16 protein-coding genes and 1 tRNA gene are annotated in these 16,577 nt (G+C 41.4%); 15 read left to right on the plus strand and 2 right to left on the minus strand.

Going from position 1 to position 16,577, the window contains the following annotated elements:
• The first annotated feature begins 19 nt into the window (after positions 1-19).
• The 5 genes from ACP8HI_RS03660 to ACP8HI_RS03680 are packed head-to-tail and all read left to right on the plus strand — an operon-like array spanning position 20 to position 3,045.
• Positions 20-832 carry a GTP pyrophosphokinase gene (locus tag ACP8HI_RS03660; protein ID WP_438351695.1) on the plus strand — a complete coding sequence of 271 codons (813 nt, stop codon included), beginning with the start codon at positions 20-22 and terminating at the stop codon, positions 830-832.
• Positions 822-1,283, plus strand: coding sequence for a DUF309 domain-containing protein (locus tag ACP8HI_RS03665; RefSeq protein WP_438349783.1), 462 nt, complete (start codon positions 822-824; stop codon positions 1,281-1,283). The genes ACP8HI_RS03660 and ACP8HI_RS03665 overlap by 11 nt, the downstream gene beginning before the upstream one ends.
• A gap of 2 nt (positions 1,284-1,285) precedes the next feature.
• Positions 1,286-1,450, plus strand: coding sequence for a hypothetical protein (locus ACP8HI_RS03670; RefSeq protein WP_438349784.1), 165 nt, complete (start codon positions 1,286-1,288; stop codon positions 1,448-1,450).
• Positions 1,447-2,196, plus strand: coding sequence for a pseudouridine synthase (locus tag ACP8HI_RS03675; RefSeq protein WP_438349785.1), 750 nt, complete (start codon positions 1,447-1,449; stop codon positions 2,194-2,196). Before ACP8HI_RS03670 ends, ACP8HI_RS03675 begins: the two co-directional genes overlap by 4 nt.
• Before the next feature lie 48 nt (positions 2,197-2,244).
• Positions 2,245-3,045 (plus strand): Cof-type HAD-IIB family hydrolase, encoded by an 801-nt coding sequence (locus tag ACP8HI_RS03680; RefSeq protein ID WP_438349786.1) that lies wholly within the window; start codon positions 2,245-2,247, stop codon positions 3,043-3,045.
• 93 nt (positions 3,046-3,138) lie between these two features.
• On the opposite strand, the gene ACP8HI_RS03685 is transcribed toward ACP8HI_RS03680, so the two are convergent.
• Positions 3,139-4,284: a GGDEF domain-containing protein gene (locus ACP8HI_RS03685; RefSeq protein ID WP_438349787.1), complete on the minus strand. Its 1,146-nt coding sequence runs from the start codon at positions 4,282-4,284 to the stop codon at positions 3,139-3,141.
• Between the two features lie 136 nt (positions 4,285-4,420).
• Here ACP8HI_RS03685 and ACP8HI_RS03690 point away from each other — a divergent pair, with 136 nt between their 5' ends.
• Genes ACP8HI_RS03690 through ACP8HI_RS03700 form a run of 3 tightly spaced genes read left to right on the plus strand, consistent with a single transcriptional unit; the run spans position 4,421 to position 10,058 of the window.
• The gene (locus tag ACP8HI_RS03690; protein WP_438349788.1) at positions 4,421-5,563 is read left to right on the plus strand and encodes a glycosyltransferase family 4 protein; all 1,143 of its coding nucleotides are present in this window, start codon (positions 4,421-4,423) and stop codon (positions 5,561-5,563) included.
• A complete protein-coding gene (locus tag ACP8HI_RS03695) occupies positions 5,560-6,864 on the plus strand; it encodes a metallophosphoesterase family protein (RefSeq protein ID WP_438349789.1) in 1,305 nt (434 codons plus the stop codon). The genes ACP8HI_RS03690 and ACP8HI_RS03695 overlap by 4 nt, the downstream gene beginning before the upstream one ends.
• Positions 6,864-10,058, plus strand: coding sequence for an AAA family ATPase (locus ACP8HI_RS03700; protein ID WP_438349790.1), 3,195 nt, complete (start codon positions 6,864-6,866; stop codon positions 10,056-10,058). The genes ACP8HI_RS03695 and ACP8HI_RS03700 overlap by 1 nt, the downstream gene beginning before the upstream one ends.
• On the opposite strand, the gene ACP8HI_RS03705 is transcribed toward ACP8HI_RS03700, so the two are convergent.
• A complete protein-coding gene (locus ACP8HI_RS03705; protein WP_438349791.1) occupies positions 10,033-11,061 on the minus strand; it encodes a YkvI family membrane protein in 1,029 nt (342 codons plus the stop codon). The two genes, ACP8HI_RS03700 and ACP8HI_RS03705, sit on opposite strands and share 26 nt — an antisense overlap.
• Before the next feature lie 188 nt (positions 11,062-11,249).
• Between ACP8HI_RS03705 and ACP8HI_RS03710 the strand changes: the two genes are divergently transcribed.
• The 7 genes from ACP8HI_RS03710 to ACP8HI_RS03740 all read left to right on the plus strand — a co-directional run bounded on the left by ACP8HI_RS03710 (position 11,250) and on the right by ACP8HI_RS03740 (position 16,565).
• Entirely contained in the window at positions 11,250-11,825 is a 576-nt protein-coding gene (locus tag ACP8HI_RS03710) for a xanthine phosphoribosyltransferase (protein WP_438349792.1), read from the plus strand.
• A 194-nt stretch (positions 11,826-12,019) separates the two neighbouring features.
• Positions 12,020-12,349: a hypothetical protein gene (locus ACP8HI_RS03715; protein ID WP_438349793.1), complete on the plus strand. Its 330-nt coding sequence runs from the start codon at positions 12,020-12,022 to the stop codon at positions 12,347-12,349.
• Positions 12,350-12,446: 97 nt separating this feature from the next.
• Complete coding sequence (locus ACP8HI_RS03720) at positions 12,447-12,662, plus strand: hypothetical protein (RefSeq protein WP_438349794.1); 216 nt, start codon at positions 12,447-12,449, stop codon at positions 12,660-12,662.
• 122 nt (positions 12,663-12,784) lie between these two features.
• Positions 12,785-12,868, plus strand: a tRNA-Leu gene (locus ACP8HI_RS03725).
• 250 nt (positions 12,869-13,118) lie between these two features.
• Positions 13,119-13,766 (plus strand): response regulator transcription factor, encoded by a 648-nt coding sequence (locus tag ACP8HI_RS03730; RefSeq protein WP_438349795.1) that lies wholly within the window; start codon positions 13,119-13,121, stop codon positions 13,764-13,766.
• Positions 13,759-15,147, plus strand: coding sequence for a sensor histidine kinase (locus tag ACP8HI_RS03735; RefSeq protein ID WP_438349796.1), 1,389 nt, complete (start codon positions 13,759-13,761; stop codon positions 15,145-15,147). The genes ACP8HI_RS03730 and ACP8HI_RS03735 overlap by 8 nt, the downstream gene beginning before the upstream one ends.
• Before the next feature lie 272 nt (positions 15,148-15,419).
• A complete protein-coding gene (locus ACP8HI_RS03740) occupies positions 15,420-16,565 on the plus strand; it encodes a glycoside hydrolase family 5 protein (protein ID WP_438351696.1) in 1,146 nt (381 codons plus the stop codon).
• The last annotated feature ends 12 nt before the right edge of the window (positions 16,566-16,577 follow it).

Here is a 16,577-nt window from a genome sequence, read left to right on the forward strand (position 1 = left end):
GGTTCGCTAGCTTATGGGAATGGACAATAGGGATTGGGGCATGTTTTTGCTCCCATACGAACAGACAGTAGAGGAATTGAAAGTTAAGTTTAAAACGATGCGTTCTGAATTGAAGAAGCGTGAAGAATATGCTCCTATAGAATTTGTAACAGGTAGAGTTAAGAAAATATCTAGCATTCTAAATAAGGCCAAACGTTTAGATGTCCCGATGGATAAGCTTGAAACGGGCATTGAGGATATTGCTGGTATTCGAATTATGTGTCAATTCGTAGAGGATATAAGACGAGTAGCCGAATACATTCGTAATCGTAAAGATCTGAAAGTAGTGTATGAGAAGGATTATATTACGAATTATAAGGAAAGTGGTTATCGAAGCTTTCATATGATTGTAGAATATCCTGTTCAAACCGCACTTGGACAAGTAATTGTACTTGCTGAGATTCAAATTCGTACATTGGCGATGAACTTTTGGGCTACTATCGAGCATTCACTAAGCTATAAATATCCAGAAAGTTTACCTGAAAATATTCGCAAGCGGTTGAAAAAAGCAGGGGAAGCAGCATCTACATTGGATAATGAGATGTCGAGTATTCGTGAAGATATATTGGAGGCTCAGAAACAGTTCGAGGATGAATCCAATGTTACTACACAGGTGTTGTCACAGATCCATCAGTTGTACTTCTACCATTTGGTTAATGAGGCCATTGGATTCCAAGATCGATTCAATGATATTTGGCAGAGGCATGATATGGATGAAATGAAGCTGCTTCTAGATGAAGTGAAGCAACTGATTGCTATAACCAAAAAAGGTGAGAATACAGATGAAATATGAGGAGTTGTACATTTCCTACCTCATTTATTTCAATCGTGATCAGGATTATTTCGAATGTCATGAGGTACTCGAAGAATTGTGGCTTCGTGATAACCGGAATCCGTTATACAAGGGTCTTCTTCAAGTAGCGGTCGGACTATATCATTTCCGAAATAATAATATTACCGGTGGTAGGAAGATGATGGATAGTGCTGCTGATCGATTGGAGCATTATCCATCCTTGTCGCTCGGAATTGAGTTGGGTTCGTTAGTGAGTCAAGTTCGCCGTTATGCTAAGAAATTGGAGCGATATGATGAGAAACCATTTTCTTATTATGATCTGACCATTGTCATTGTGGATCCAGCACTACAACAGGCGGTTGATTTGGCTGATCTGACGATTAAGACTAATATTCCACAGCGTAGGGGACCTGAACGACCAGAGAGAGTGAAAACTCATGATAGTGGATGAATATGGATAACGATCAGGATGAAGTTTATCTTGAGACGAATAAATGGAACAACCCGCTATGTGATATTATAGCGGGTTGTTCCACAGATATATGTTATGATTGGAGCTTTTTTCGTACATTCGTACATTCGTACATAAGTGAAGAATTGGAGGTGTCGTTTAAATGAGTGGAGGAAACCGGAAGACGCAAAGAATTGATAAAATTCTAGTTCATCTTGGTTATGGTTCTCGAAGTGAGATCAAGAGGATGGTTAAACAAGGCAGCATCATGGTAAATGATACCATTCTGAAAGACAGCGGGTTGCATGTCGATCCGTTCAATGATACGGTTGAAGTAGATGGAAAGAGGATAGTTTATAAGGAATTTATCTATATCATGTTGCATAAGCCGCAAGGAGTCATATCTGCCACCGAAGATAAGCGCGAAGCAACGGTGCTTGATTTGTTGGACTCTGAGCATGCTTTGTTTGAACCCTTTCCAGTTGGAAGACTGGATAAAGATACAGAGGGATTACTACTTTTAACGAATGATGGGAAGTTCGCACATAATCTATTGTCACCACGGAAGCATGTCCCTAAGACGTATGAAGCGAAGGTAGACGGGGATGTTGGAGCGGAAGATGTAGCCAAATTTGCACTTGGGGTCACACTGGATGATGGTTATACTACCTTGCCTGGAGAGTTGATTGTGTTAAGCCAAGAGCAAGTTGAAGATGTGTTGATTTCTTCGATTTCGCTAACGATTCATGAAGGGAAGTTCCATCAGGTGAAGCGGATGTTTGAGGCTGTAGGTAAAAAGGTGGTATACCTAAAACGAGTTCAAATGGGGCAGCTACCGCTGGATCCAAAGCTTGATATCGGCAAATACCGTGAGTTGACAATGGACGAATTATCCTTGTTAGGCAAGGATTAATAATAGATAGATAAGTAAATAAAGAGATAGTAAAGGGTGGATGGAGTTATGAAATACAAACTGATTGCACTAGATGTGGATGGAACGCTTTTGAATGATGATCATGAAATTAGTAAACAGACGATGGAGACCGTGAAGGCGGTATCTGACACAGGAGCAGAAATTATTTTGTGTACAGGTCGGGGACCTCAGAATACGATACCTTTTATGGAACAGATGGGGTTATCGGGATATGTTATCAGTCATAACGGCGCTGCAACTGCTAAGGTAGACACAAGAGAAATCGTTCATCAATTCCCCATGGATCCGATGTCGCTAACTCCTTTTATGGAGTATTGCCGGGATAAAGGTATTCACTTTGATGTTAACACACCGTTAGAAATGTTCGTGGATAGCGTGGAGGGCTTGGATGAAGTAATAAGGGGTATGTACGAGAACTACCTGACTTTACCGTCGAATCTGCCAGAATGGACTGAATTTAAAGACCCTATCGTCAAATTTACGATGTTCGCTGAATCGGATGTAATAGATGAATTATATAAAGAATTAAGCAATTGGACATTCGATCTTACGATGCTCCGCAGTGGAGATTATTTCATAGACCTCATGAATAAAGAGGCTTCTAAAGGAAATGCGTTGAAGCAACTTGCTATGAAACGTGGTATTAAACAGGAAGAGATACTATCTATCGGGAATTATTATAACGATATCACGATGCTGGAATATGCAGGTAAAGGGATTGCTATGGATAATTCGCCGGTGAAGGTTAAAGCGGCGGCAGATGAAATAACACTTTCGAACAATGACGATGGTGTACATGCTGCTCTCCTTAAATATTGTCTCTCCTAAATAGTAAAGAGAAATGGGTTGTCCCAAAGTCATGAAAATGGCTAGGGACAACCCATTTGTTTCTTATAGGGTGTATGGAATTTTTCAGCGACCTTAGTCTTGAAGAGGCACCTTTTTCGATCTAGGAGCATGAAAAGGAGAGACCTTATTCTTGCCTGTTGTTTTGGAACGATACATCGCTTGGTCTGCTTGTGAGACTAATTCATCCGCGGTCACATTCTTTCTGAGACTACTATACCCCACGCTGATCGTCACAATGCTCTCTTGTTCAATACGTGCTCGTATACTTTCTGCGATCTGACTTACATTGGCTCGTTTGTCAACCAATGCGGCTACTAGTTCTTCTCCTCCGTATCGACCCGAAAGCCCTACTCCAGATACTTCTTCTTCTAGAATGTTAGCTACCTGAATCAATACTTCGTCTGCCTTGGCGTGGCCCTGCGTGTCATTTAATTTCTTGAAGTTATCGATATCACAAAAAATAATAGAGACCTTCAATCCCTGATCTACATAACGATTCACATTTTTCATGAAAAACCGCCGGTTATAAAGATTGGTTAATCCATCCGTAATAGAGGAACGATAGATGGATTGCATTTGCTCAACAATTCTTTGGAATAATATAAAGAAGATAACCGTGTGATACAGAAGTGGAAGTAATAACCTTAATGTATTGAGTGCTATATTAAATTGATCTGTATAAAGATTAATGATGGTCATAACGACCCAAATTAGACTTATTATCGAGCCAAAGATGTATTTAAATTGTTGTCCAATTCGGGGCGATATCAACCAGAGACCTATAATAATAACAATCCCTTGATGGAGATTAAGATAAAGAAACTGTCCCGAAGTGGTGTTGAAGGGTGGAAACCCTAGGGGGAAAAGTGGAACAAGAAATAGTAATATCATCAAGCTAAGTAGTATGTATCCAACTTTATTCATTTTTCGATACAATAGATAAACGGAAGCATTTAAAAGTAGAAATGAGAAGACCTGCATTCGCATAGACCATAGGGAAGATCTATATACAGCATCTCTATCTGTAAGGTTGAAATGGATGTTCATTCCTTCGTATGCCATAATAAAGAGGAAGGCAAGCACCATATATAGGTAAGCCTGTCTACGTTGTTTACTATACATAATGAGGCACATCACTGTCATGATGAATACAATGTAAAGACTGCATGTTGCAGCAATCCCCGATACGATGGGGGAGGACCAAAGTGAAGATGGCATCAATATTCCTCGTTCCTGAATGTGAATTTTATTTACAACGAATTATCAATCCGTCATAATGAAACGTATGTTCTCAATATACCATAAATCCGCGAATGATAGATAGGAATGACATAATAGAAAGAGGGAGTTCTCAATGAGATTGTTACAAGCATTATTCTTCCCACCAGAACAACCGGGTGGTGTATCATCTATGATTCCTTATATGCAGGAGCGATTCAGTTCCTCCCGATGGGAGATGGATATGTTCTGGTTACCCAGGAGACTTCGCAACAAAGGTCAAGAAGAAGTTGTATTTGACACATTCGACTGGACTATATATGAAGATAATAACATCGTACAGAAATATATTCAGACTTATCGGGATTATCTTTGGTGGAGTCACATGCGTATTCAAAAACCATATGACCTTATTCATGCACATCATCCGATTGCTGGGCTAGCGCTGAAACAATTATTTCCTGATACTCCACTGATCCAAACGATCCACTCCAGTTATGAAGGAGAGTTGATCCTTAATGGGAAAATTCAAGAGAATGGACCTGAGCATCAATTTCTGGTTTCCCTGTATCGTGAGTTGGAATACAAGAGTGACCGTTTAATAACGGTATCGCAGTCTTTTACAGGATATTTGTCATCTCATGTTGATCACCCTGAACTTATTAACGTCATTCCGAATGGATTTGATGAGAAGAGATTCAAGCCGATTCCCCATGAGAATGAGATAGCGCAGCTTGTTACGGTCTGCCGTCTCGTACCAGCTAAAGGATTGGATATTCTACTCAAAGCTTGTGCTGAACTTAAAAATCGGGGATATGACTATGTACTTCATATCATCGGTGATGGGCCCTTTCGTCAGGATCTTGAGGAATTGGCTAGTGAACTCGGGATATATAATGAAACGATATTCTATGGATATACATTACATCCAGAAGAGTTTATTCCTTTCTTTGACATATTCGTATTGCCATCTAGAGCGGAGTCTTTCGGCTCAGTCTTTGCTGAAGCAGCTCTAAGCTGCCTTGCTCTCGTTGGAAGTGACGTTGGTGGAATACCTGAACAAATTCAAGATGGTGTGAATGGATTGCTTGTGCCTGTTGGAGATGTTGTTGCGCTTAGTGATGCACTTGAGAAGGTCATTCGTGATCCATCATATCGCTATGAACTGGCCCGTTCTGCTTGGGAGAAAGCGAAGAGCGAATATTCTCTTACGCATGTGGTCAACGTTCTGAAGAAAATGTACTTACAATACGACATGGAAAAGAGTGAATATGAATGATTCCATTTCGATTCATTCATGCCGCTGATTTACACTTAGACAGTAAGTTTGCTGGGATGAAGGGCTTGTCGGATATTATACGACAGCATTTAAGGGAATCGACCTTTATTGCATTGCGTCATTTAATAGAAGTCGCAATTGTTGAACAAGTAGATTTCATTGTGATTAGTGGCGATGTATACGATGCAGCAGATAGCTCATTGAGAGCTCATTTATCTTTGCAAGCGGCATTTGAGGAGCTTGGTAGTCACGGAATACATATTTATGTTATCCATGGTAATCATGATCCATTAGATGGCCCTAGACTTCAAATAAAGGATGCAGATCATGTACATGTATTCGGCCCTGAAGTGGAGAGTTATAGAGCTAGACGACGCACGGACCAACGGGAGGTTGCGGTTGTCAGTGGTATTTCTTATCCAACATCCAAAGTAACGGAGAATACAGCTCTGAAATTTCGCAGAGAAGATGAGTCAACGCTGTTTCATATTGCTATACTGCATGCGAATGTGGATGGAGATCCCGTTCATGAGACATATTCACCTTGCACGCGCAAAGAATTGGAATCATCTGGGTATGATTATTGGGCACTCGGACATATTCATCAACGGAGAGTGATTCAGGAGTATCCGCATATCGTATATGCTGGAAATATTCAAGGAAGAAGTGTGAAAGAGACTGGGCCTAAAGGATGCTATGTTGTTGAAGTATCCGAGGACGCCTCTCTTCAGTTAACTTTTCATGAATTGGATCATGTACGCTATGTTCGAGAAGAAATGTCGATAGATGGTATCCATGATATAGAAGAATGGCGAATGCGAGTTGAGGAAAAGGTGGATAACATTCGAATTCTCCGACCAGATCAAATGAGCATCGTACGATGGATCATAACAGGTCGGAGTTCTATTCATCGTACATTAGAAAGCGGACATGTTGCACGCGAACTAGAAGATGAATTACGGCGTAGAGAAATAGCCAGAGCAGAAAGTGGACAATTCGGTGGATTGGTATGGAGCGAAAGTATCTCACTTCACTCGGGTATAGAGATTGATCGTTCTGAACTTATGCGTGAAGACCATTTTCTAGGTGAAATGCTTCGTCTTGCAGAGAAAGTGGATCAACACGATGAGTTGACAAAAGAACTGCTCGATAAGGCATTGGCTCCCCTCATGAGCAATCGAGTGATTAGAGGAATGTTGAATGAGACTAGTGAACAAGAAAGACGGGAATGGCTAGAACGTGCTGGGGAGCTAGGTGCTATGTTGCTTCTTGACAAGGCTAGTGACGGAGGCAGAAAGTGATGAGAATTGAAAGGCTACAGATTCGTGGATTTGGACGCTTGAAGGAACAGGATATTACGATAAATCCGGGAACTACGGTATTTATTGGGCCTAATGAAGCGGGTAAAAGTACGATTCAGCAATTTGTACGTGCTATGCTCTTTGGAATCCCTAGTCGTACTTATCCGACGGAAAGATATGAGCCACTGGCCGGTGGTGTTCATGGAGGCATTCTTACAGCAATAGATGCAGAGGGGAAAAGATGGACCATTTCTCGGTTCGCAACAACTGGAGATGGAGGAAGTGGATCTGCTAACCGAACGGAGAAGCTCTCGATTGTTAGAAGTGATGAATATGGACAAGTTCAGGAGGTAACCCAACAGGAACTGGAACGTGAGCTTCTGGGAGGATTATCTCGTGAAATGTTCAATCAGTTATTTGCGATATCGTTGAGCGAGCTTCAGGAAATACGTTCACTGCAATCCGATGAAATGAGCAGCTATCTATTTCATGCAGGTATTGGTGGTGGAAGTGAGATCATTCAGGCTGAACGCAAACTTACTCAGGATATGGAGAAGCTATACAAGCCAAAGGGTCGTGTACAAGATATTTCAAAAGTGCTACAAACGATGGAGCAATTGGAGAAAGAGATATCTGTAAGTCGCTCCTTTCTGAAGCGGTATAACGACAATGCTACAACACAGATGGAGACGGTTGAGTTATTAGCTAGACAGGAGCAGGCTCGTCACATTTCTATTGAACGTCATCTACTCCTAAGAAAGGCGCAGGAGATCAGACCCATGTGGCTAAACTGGATGGAGGCAACCCTTCAGGAGTCTACTCTCCCGGAAGTTCCAATTTACCCCGAAGGAGGGGTACGAAGATGGGAGTCGCTTCAAGTAGAAGCGGATACAGCCTATCTTCGGCAAACGCAACTTCTCCGTAGTCAATCAGAGCTGCAAGCTCAACTTGATCAATTGCCATATGATATGAAGCTTGAAGAACAGGGTGCTCTAATTGAACGCTTGAGTACTCGAAGAGATTCTTATGATGCAAGAAAGAGGGACTTACTAGAAGTTAGAGCTGAAGCATCTGCGTTAGATATGCGGGTAACCCGTATTGTTCGGCAGATCGATTCACGTTGGACAAAGACAGAACTTCAGAATTTCTCTACTTCTGTAGGTGAGCGTGAATCTGTCCGTCGTTATTCAGTCGGGTTCTCCAGTTATGATCGAAGAATAGAAAGTCTAGCGGCGGAGACACAGCAGCTACGGCAGCAAATGGATACTACGGAGGTAGGTTACCGTAGATCCCAGCAGGCTTACAAGGAAGAATTGGATGCGGGGAACAGCCGCTTTGCTATGTTGGTACCTCGTAGTCCGCAAGAAAAAACTGCGCTTTGGAATGAGTTGCAAGAATCTCTAGATCGTTGGCGTGAGAATAGAATGGTAAGGCTAGCATCTATGGGACAAGCTGAGAGTGATAGAGACATACGGCAGCGATTAAAGATAATGACTCGTGGATTTCTATGGGGAAGTAGTATCTTAACACTTATTGTTCCGCTTCTTGTATGGAGCATGGGATTCGTTATGCCTGCTATAATCACAGCTTCTATTTTATTGCTTGTTGATGCCGTTCTATTATGGAATGGAATTCTTAAGTCTCCACCTCAGCGTGGCAAACGTGCAGATTCTAGGCTGGTTGAGGATGAAAGACAGGATATAGAAGTGATTACAAAGTTAATGTATAGTCTTATAACTAACCCCTTCAAATCTATTGGAAGTGAGGGTTATGAGAGGCATCCGATCAATGCAGCGGAAATAGAGACAGGTGTGCGTGAACTGCGTAAATTGATGGATCAATGGCTTTCTTGGCAGCAAAAGATAGATAAGTTGATGATAGAACTCAAGGCCTATCAAGACCGTATGAGTACGTTAAGGCATGAACTCTCAAGGGTTGAAGAAGGTATATCGAAGGAAGAGGGCACCTTTGAAGAGCTTGAGAAGCAATGGGAGGGCTGGTTGCGACAACGAGACCTTAACCTCCAGCTCTCACCAGAAGCTGTACTTGATATGTATGTGTTGGCAGAACAAGGATTAGAGAATATAGATCAGCTAAATAAGATCAATCGTAAAGTGGATCAGCTAGACAAGGACTGTCTGGATTATGAAACAGAATGGTTAGGTCTGTTGCCAGAGGGTGTAGATCCAGTAGAGTTGTCTCCTGGTGCATGGATTGAACTGAAGAAGAAGGAATGGGATGAGTATCAAGAACGGGTTCGTAAACGTGAAATGTTGATCTCAAGATTAGAAACTTCGGAAGAAGAGTTGAAGCTTCTGTCAGATGAGCTACAACGAGTATCTTCTCTCAAGGAGGACCTAATCACGCAGGGAGAAGCAGATAGTGGAGAGGACTTCTTACGACGCGGGGGGATTTATAAGCATCGTTTGGAATTAAAGGGCAGCATTCTTCAATGGGAAATATCGATGTTTAGCGGCTCAGATGATCAACGGAGAGAAGCCATTCTAAATGTATTAAACACTCATGATGAGACGGGATTAGAATTAGCATGTCAACATCATGAAATGGAATTGAACGAGGTTGAGGCCAGCTGGAATGAGTTGCAACAGAAACATGGAAGGTTGTTGCAGGAGCGGGACCAATTGGAATTGTTATGTTTGCATGATACAGCGATCCAAAAACTTGAGGAACAGAAAGCATCTTTAAAAGAATTAACAACAGATTATGCTGTGATGTCTATATGCTCGGAATTGATCTCAAGAACCCGTCGTATTTATGAAGAAGAGAAGCAACCAGAAGTTTTGAAGATGGCGTCAACCTATTTCGCACGTTTAACAAAAGGTTCTTATTCTCGCATTGTTATGAAAATGGGAGGAAAAGAACTGCTTGCTGAGCACCGCGACCAAGGACTGATTGATAGTGCGAAACTTAGTCGAGGCACGGCCGAGCAGATGTATTTGGCCATGCGACTCGCTCTAGCAGGTACGATGAAATCAAAGGTATCGATCCCTTTAGTTTTTGACGATATCCTAGTTAATTTCGATCAGGAGAGAATGGTGGCTGCGTTGTCTTTGTTGCACGAGATTTCCCCAACTCGACAGATTATCATGATGACTTGTCATCCCTATATCGTACAACATATTCAGGATATAATGCCGACAGCTCATTTCATTTCCTTGCAACCATCAATTTGACGACCCAAAACATACTGAGAAAACCGAAGAGCGGATATAAAACGGACAATAAATAACTGAATCCCAATTGACTGACTAGAAAACATGCCAGCATGATGGCCACGGAGATCACTTTAGGAGAAAAATGGAAATGTTGTTGAAGTTGTAAGCTGACTCCGTATATATCCGCAACAAAGGTTGTGAATATTTCCAGAAATATGAGCAGTACGTAAATCAATTGTACGGCTACACCTAATTGAAATGCGATGTTGCCCATTGGAATCTCATACTGCATAATGCCTGGCATTTGTGCTGACAGGGCGAAATGGGCGGCCATTAACATAAATCCAACGCCCAGTCCTCCAATAATCCCTCCCCATTTAATGACGGTGAGGCTTTCAGTACGACTTCCTAGGGGGACGAGTATTGCTTGTGCCATAACGAGATTGAATGCTGTATAGAGCACTGGTGATAGCCAAGCCATCGTTAGGTTGGTGTCTGTAGATAAGGTTATGAAACGATCTGCATTTGGCATTTGCAATGTATTAGAGATGATGAGCAGTGAGATGGTCAGCATCATGGGTACAACAATACTGTTCATGTACATAATGGAATGCATGCCTCGACGGAGTAAGAAATAGGTACCCACAAGTGTTATAATTAGACCCGTCTGGTAATGGAGATTTAGATGTTCCACAAATACAGAACCAGCGCCAGCAAGCATAATGCTGTTTACTCCAATGAGAACGAATAGCATGATAATACTGATGTAGCCGCCTGATTTATGTCCAAACAAATACTTGTTTAGATCTTCATAGGATTTGGCACGAATGGTTCGTGAAATGATCATCATCTTCGTACCCAACCAAATAAAGAGGATGGTCGAAAGGATGATAGTCAACGTAGCCCACTTGCCATATTGGGTGAAGAACTGGAGGATCTCCTGTCCAGTAGCAAATCCGGCGCCAACAATGGTACCTATGTAAGTAAATGCAATTTGTAAAATCCGACCTACGTTTTTCATGGTTACCTCCTTGAACATACTTCGCAATAGTACAAGGTATGTTGAAAAAGAGTTGGACATGACTATAAGTGCGACTTCAAAAAGGTGACTTTTTGAACAACCCCTGTAACTTGTCCAAATGTACTTGATGTTTGGGCTATATATATGGTATTTTTACGACAAAGGATTGGCATGGGAGGGTAAACACTATGGAATTACTAAAACAACGTATTATTGAAGAAGGTACAATTTTGTCCGATCAGGTGTTGAATCTTGATGGATTATTGAATCATCAAGTAGACCCACAATTAACGATGGAAATGGGCAAAGAGTTTGCAGCGAGGTTCAGGGAGTCAGGAATAACGCGGGTTGTGACAGTTGAATCCTCAGGAATTGCAGTTGGTTTCGCAACCGCCTATGAACTTGGGGTGCCACTCGTATTTGCACGTCGCAAAAAGACACTTCTTGCTGATCCAGATGCATACTGTGAGCGTGTACCTTCTTTTACCAAAGGAATAGTGACGGATATTATGTTGTCAAAACGATATCTAAGTAGTGAAGATCGAGTGCTATTCATTGATGATATTATCGCTAATGGCGATGCTGCCAAAGGGTTGATTAAGATCATAGAACGTTCAGGGGCAGAATTAATTGGATTAGGCATTGTGATCGAGAAATCTTTCCAAGCAGGAGCACGCACGATTCGGGAGCAAGGGTTTAGAGTTGAATCGCTTGTGAAGATTGCATCATTGACCGATGGAACGATCACTTTTCTCGAAATATAAGAAAGTATAAGTTTCACTTGATACTCTATTCCTTATATTTTCGCTGAAACGGGCATCGTCCTTGAAAAAGGACGGCGAAGCCGTTTCTACTTAAATAAACAGGATGAGATAAGCCCAAATATTCACAATACCTTTCAAGTGGAATACGAATAGCTTATAATATAAAGTGTAAGGAAGAGAGAGGAGGCAACACAATGGGGAAAGAACCAGTAACAGAACAATTCTTTGTTGATAAGTTGGCCGCTGCAAAGATTCATTTCGAACGTGCGGTAGATTGTAAACACACAGAATTTGATAATTTATATCCCTATATGCTTGAACACCCTCAATTTTTTTGGTACAAACGTTATGTCGCCTGGTCTGAATTGTTGACCATTGTGGGCTTGTGTGAGGAACTAGCTTTCTCGTGGAAGGAAATATTCACACCTCAACAAGTTGAGTATCTGAACAGTCGAGTGATGTCTGCTACAGTGCTAGATTTCTGGTTCGAGAAGAACGACAGTAAAGAACACGCGCAACGATAAATCCGGATCAACATGTTGAAATTAGAAATTTGACGATAGGGCCTAAATGTAACTGTTTAGGTCTTTTTTTATAAATGTAGGGAGTTGAATTTGAGAGATGATTAGTGATGAGGAATTGGATGCTTTTCGTGTTAAAGGTGAGAAAGTTCGAGTCGTTCGTGATTCAATAGCGAGCAATGATATAAGAGGAATTGTAGTGGCATGGGATGCAGATCAGGTGCTGGTTCGTCGGCCTAATCGGAATGTGGTCAAGCTGGATCGTAATTACATTTACCAATTAGCCAAAGAACCCCGTCTTGATCCATTGGAATAAATGAAGGTTGGTTACTACCCATATTCGATGGATAATTACGTAATTGACTGTAATAAATAGGTATGATAAAATCATGATGCTACTGTGCTTATGAGTTAATTCAACACAGTCGATCATCATATGCGGTCATGGCGGAATTGGCAGACGCGCTGGCTTCAGGTGCCAGTGGTGTAACAACCGTGGAGGTTCGAGTCCTCTTGGCCGCATGATAGATTTAAAGTGGAGAAGCCTTGATGTATAAGGCTTCTTTTCTTTTTGTCTATATTGGATCGTTGAATAAGAGGAATAGAAAAGGCATACGTATAGATATTAACATCATGATGATACTGAATAGCGACTGAACATCATGAGAACCACTTCTTTTGAAGTTCAGAAGAGATAAAGGTATGATCATATGGGACAGGTCAAATTGAAAACAATTAGTCTGTCCCCTAATCTTTTGTTAAGGAGTGCAGAATGAACATACTTATTGCAGATGACGATCCGGACATGCTCAGAATAGTGGTCGCATATTTTAAAAAAGAGGGTTTTCAAATATTCACGGCTCAAGATGGAGAACAAGCACTGGATATTTGTATGAATCACAAGATAGATTTGGCGATACTCGATTGGATGATGCCCAAAGTGAGTGGTATCGAAGTATGCAGGCAATTAAAAAAGCAACAATTCGTTAAAGTATTGATGTTAACCGCCAAAGGCGAACAGGATGAAGAATTAATGGCGCTAGAAATAGGGGCTGACGATTACGTACGCAAACCTTTTGAACCTCGTATCTTGATTGTGCGAGCCAAGAAACTACTTCATATGGAGGAAGATATCACGTTCGGGGGTTTGCGAGTAAATATACCAGGCGGAAAGATCTATAAGGATGGGGTGGATCTTGAAGTTACGAATAAGGAATTCCAGTTGATGAAGTGCCTGCTTGAACACAAAGGGCATATTTTAAGCAGAAAAGTGTTGTTGGATCAAGTATGGGGATTCGATTATATCGGGGAAGAAAGAACAGTCGATACGCATATTCGCAGACTTAGGGAGAAAGTGGGAGAAGGATTAATTAAGACATATCGAGGCAGTGGATATAGTCTGGAAATTCCCCATGAGTAAGCTGAGTCGTAAGTTATTTTGGCGTATTGCTTGCATGATTTGTTTGGTATTTACGGTCTCATTTTTGGTGAACACGTTTTTCCTGCCCAAATATATTCTATATCAGCAAAAGGTGAATTTAGCACAATTGACGAACTTTATGAGCAATGAAACGGTAGAGTCTCTCATCCAAACCGAGGGGGAACTGGAACAGCAGTACAACGTAACGATCGTAAGCACAGAGTTCGTGACAAATCCGAATGTTTTGAATGATGTTATTCGAACAGAGCTGAATAGGAAAGGTATTACGTTGGCGAAATTCTGGGTTATAGAAGAGAGTATTCAGGATCTTGAACATGGGAAGACGGTCTACAATTTGTACAGTCAGAAGAAGCTTAATACCAGCTTTCTTGTCACGATCTTCAGAAAGGACAATACGATCTTCGTCATCGGTGACTCTATCGCACATACGGATCAATCGATTCGAGCCGTTAATAAATTCAATTTGTATATTGCGATAGGTGCGATGTTCTTAACACTTGGATTAGCCTGGGTGATCGCTAGACAAATCATTCGTCCTATCAAAGAGTTGGCAAATAATGCCGAAGATATCTCCAATCTAAAGTTCCGTACAACCAACATTAAGACAGGTGACGAAATCGAATTGCTTGCGGCAAGCATTAATCGGATGAGCCATAAACTGGAGGAAGCACACCTAGCTCTGGAAGAGAAGAATCAAAACTTACGGAACTTCATTTCGGATATTTCACATGAGTTAAAAACACCGATTGCATTAATAAAGGCTTATTCCTCAGGAATTCGGGATGAATTGGACGACGGCACGTTCCTGAATGTGATAGATAAAAAAACAGATGAGATGTCCCAGTTAGTGGACAAGTTACTGCACTTAGCCAAACTTCAGAATGAGCTCTACTCAATGGAAAATTTTGATTTAAAAACGTTACTAGACGATGTATTGGATAATTTCCAAGTGGCGATACAGAAAGAGCAGAAAAGGGTTGAGGTAGATGATAGTCGAGTTCTTCAACCTATCGTTCAAGGAGATCAACAGAAGATCAGGATCGTTCTGGATAATCTCATAAGCAACGCTCTGAAATATTCGAGTCAGCCAAGGATAGGCATATCACTAACGAACGAAGGAGAGCGGTTGGTATTTACCATTCGAAACGGTATTCGGACCTTGGATGAACAGGATGTAAATCAAATATGGCAGCCTTTCTTTGTATTAGATAACTCACGAAATAAACAGCTTAGCGGTTCAGGGTTGGGACTATCTATCGTGCAAATCATCTTGGACAAACATGAGGCACCCCATGGAATCCATGCAGAGAATCAAGAAATTGAATTCTATTTCTCCTTGTCAATGGGTTCAGATGAATGAAGAGACGAATACCCTCCCTTAAGGGACGGTGTAGCCGTTTCTTTTTTGTTTGTCATATTGGCGTAACATAGATAGAATATGCTTATTTTCGAGGTGATTCAACAATGAACCAGTTAAGAAAAAAAGATAGATGGTCAATCATAAGAAATAGTGTACTTATATCGACCATTCTAGCGCTTATTGCAGGATGCAGCACCAATGCGTATGTGCCTTTAGAAGAAAAAGGACAGAACAGTAGCCAAGTAGAAAAATTGGATATCAATGCATGGAAGATGGATTTTTGGAATGAACAGCGAAGAGGTTCCAATTTCATGAACTCTACATCGTTGCCTGACAATTACCAAGCAGCTAAGGAACAGGGAATCGAGTTCATTCGGCTCGCGCCTGATAAATGGGGCAAAGATCGAGATCACTTGTTTAACGATAAACCGGATACCAAACCTAATGAGGATTTTCTGATTGGTAGTTCAGATCGTTATGAGGGCATCGTGGAAGAGGATTTTGCAAGACTCAAAGCAGATCTGGATGCAGCTGAAGCTAAAGGAATGAAAGTCATACTGACGGTACTTAGCTTACCCGGAGATCGATGGAGGCAGTTTAACGGGTTGAAAAATGATGATCGTATATGGCAGGAACGCGACTATCATAGTCAATCAGCCCTTTTCTGGAGGGATCTTGCCATCCGACTGAAGAACCATCCTGCTATTATTGGCTACAACCTTATTAATGAGCCACACCCGGAGACAGCAACAGGTTTTAATGACTTCTGGACACAGGATTACACGGAGTGGTACAACAAAGTAGAGAATACAGCAGCAGATTTAAACGTTCTTTACGACGGGGTAATTAAAGCGATTAGGATAGTTGATACGACAACACCGATTATTCTGGATTCGGGCCTTTATGCAACGCCATGGGCATTCAATTATTTGAAACCTATGGAAGATCCTAACGTTCTATACGCTTTTCATATGTATGAACCTTATGAATTGACTAGTCAAAACAAGAATAAGGGATTTACCTATTCTTATCCAGGAACAGTCAAGGTCGGAAATGACGAGAAGGAAATGAAGTTTGATAAGCAAGCTCTTAAACAATTTATGGAACCGGTCGCGAAATGGGCAACTGAACATAATATTCCGGCCAATCGGATTATCGCGTCAGAATTCGGAACGAACCGAATGGTCAAGGGAACAGATCAATACATGACGGATCTCATTTCTATTTTCAATGAATATAACTGGCACTGGTCATTCTACGCATTTCGTGAAGATACGTGGGATGGGATGGATTATGAGTTTGGGAGCGAGAAGCCGAGTTGGCAATACTGGGATGCAAGAGAAAAAGGGGAAGTCTTCATTCCTGAACCAACGGAAAACCCCATTTGGAATGCTATTAAGAAAGGCCTTGGGAATTGATTGTCAGAAAGA

Origin of the sequence: Paenibacillus sp. FA6 (genome assembly GCF_051550225.1) — a bacterium.
Taxonomy (GTDB): Bacteria; Bacillota; Bacilli; order Paenibacillales; family Paenibacillaceae; genus Paenibacillus_AQ.

Coding starts and splice junctions, on each gene's coding strand:
- ACP8HI_RS03660 (WP_438351695.1), top strand. CDS start 20: ATGGACAATAGGGATTGGGGCATGTTTTTGCTCCCATACGAACAGACA.
- ACP8HI_RS03665 (WP_438349783.1), top strand. CDS start 822: ATGAAATATGAGGAGTTGTACATTTCCTACCTCATTTATTTCAATCGT.
- ACP8HI_RS03670 (WP_438349784.1), top strand. CDS start 1,286: ATGGATAACGATCAGGATGAAGTTTATCTTGAGACGAATAAATGGAAC.
- ACP8HI_RS03675 (WP_438349785.1), top strand. CDS start 1,447: ATGAGTGGAGGAAACCGGAAGACGCAAAGAATTGATAAAATTCTAGTT.
- ACP8HI_RS03680 (WP_438349786.1), top strand. CDS start 2,245: ATGAAATACAAACTGATTGCACTAGATGTGGATGGAACGCTTTTGAAT.
- ACP8HI_RS03685 (WP_438349787.1), bottom strand. CDS start 4,284: ATGCCATCTTCACTTTGGTCCTCCCCCATCGTATCGGGGATTGCTGCA.
- ACP8HI_RS03690 (WP_438349788.1), top strand. CDS start 4,421: ATGAGATTGTTACAAGCATTATTCTTCCCACCAGAACAACCGGGTGGT.
- ACP8HI_RS03695 (WP_438349789.1), top strand. CDS start 5,560: ATGATTCCATTTCGATTCATTCATGCCGCTGATTTACACTTAGACAGT.
- ACP8HI_RS03700 (WP_438349790.1), top strand. CDS start 6,864: ATGAGAATTGAAAGGCTACAGATTCGTGGATTTGGACGCTTGAAGGAA.
- ACP8HI_RS03705 (WP_438349791.1), bottom strand. CDS start 11,061: ATGAAAAACGTAGGTCGGATTTTACAAATTGCATTTACTTACATAGGT.
- ACP8HI_RS03710 (WP_438349792.1), top strand. CDS start 11,250: ATGGAATTACTAAAACAACGTATTATTGAAGAAGGTACAATTTTGTCC.
- ACP8HI_RS03715 (WP_438349793.1), top strand. CDS start 12,020: ATGGGGAAAGAACCAGTAACAGAACAATTCTTTGTTGATAAGTTGGCC.
- ACP8HI_RS03720 (WP_438349794.1), top strand. CDS start 12,447: ATGATTAGTGATGAGGAATTGGATGCTTTTCGTGTTAAAGGTGAGAAA.
- ACP8HI_RS03730 (WP_438349795.1), top strand. CDS start 13,119: ATGAACATACTTATTGCAGATGACGATCCGGACATGCTCAGAATAGTG.
- ACP8HI_RS03735 (WP_438349796.1), top strand. CDS start 13,759: ATGAGTAAGCTGAGTCGTAAGTTATTTTGGCGTATTGCTTGCATGATT.
- ACP8HI_RS03740 (WP_438351696.1), top strand. CDS start 15,420: ATGGATTTTTGGAATGAACAGCGAAGAGGTTCCAATTTCATGAACTCT.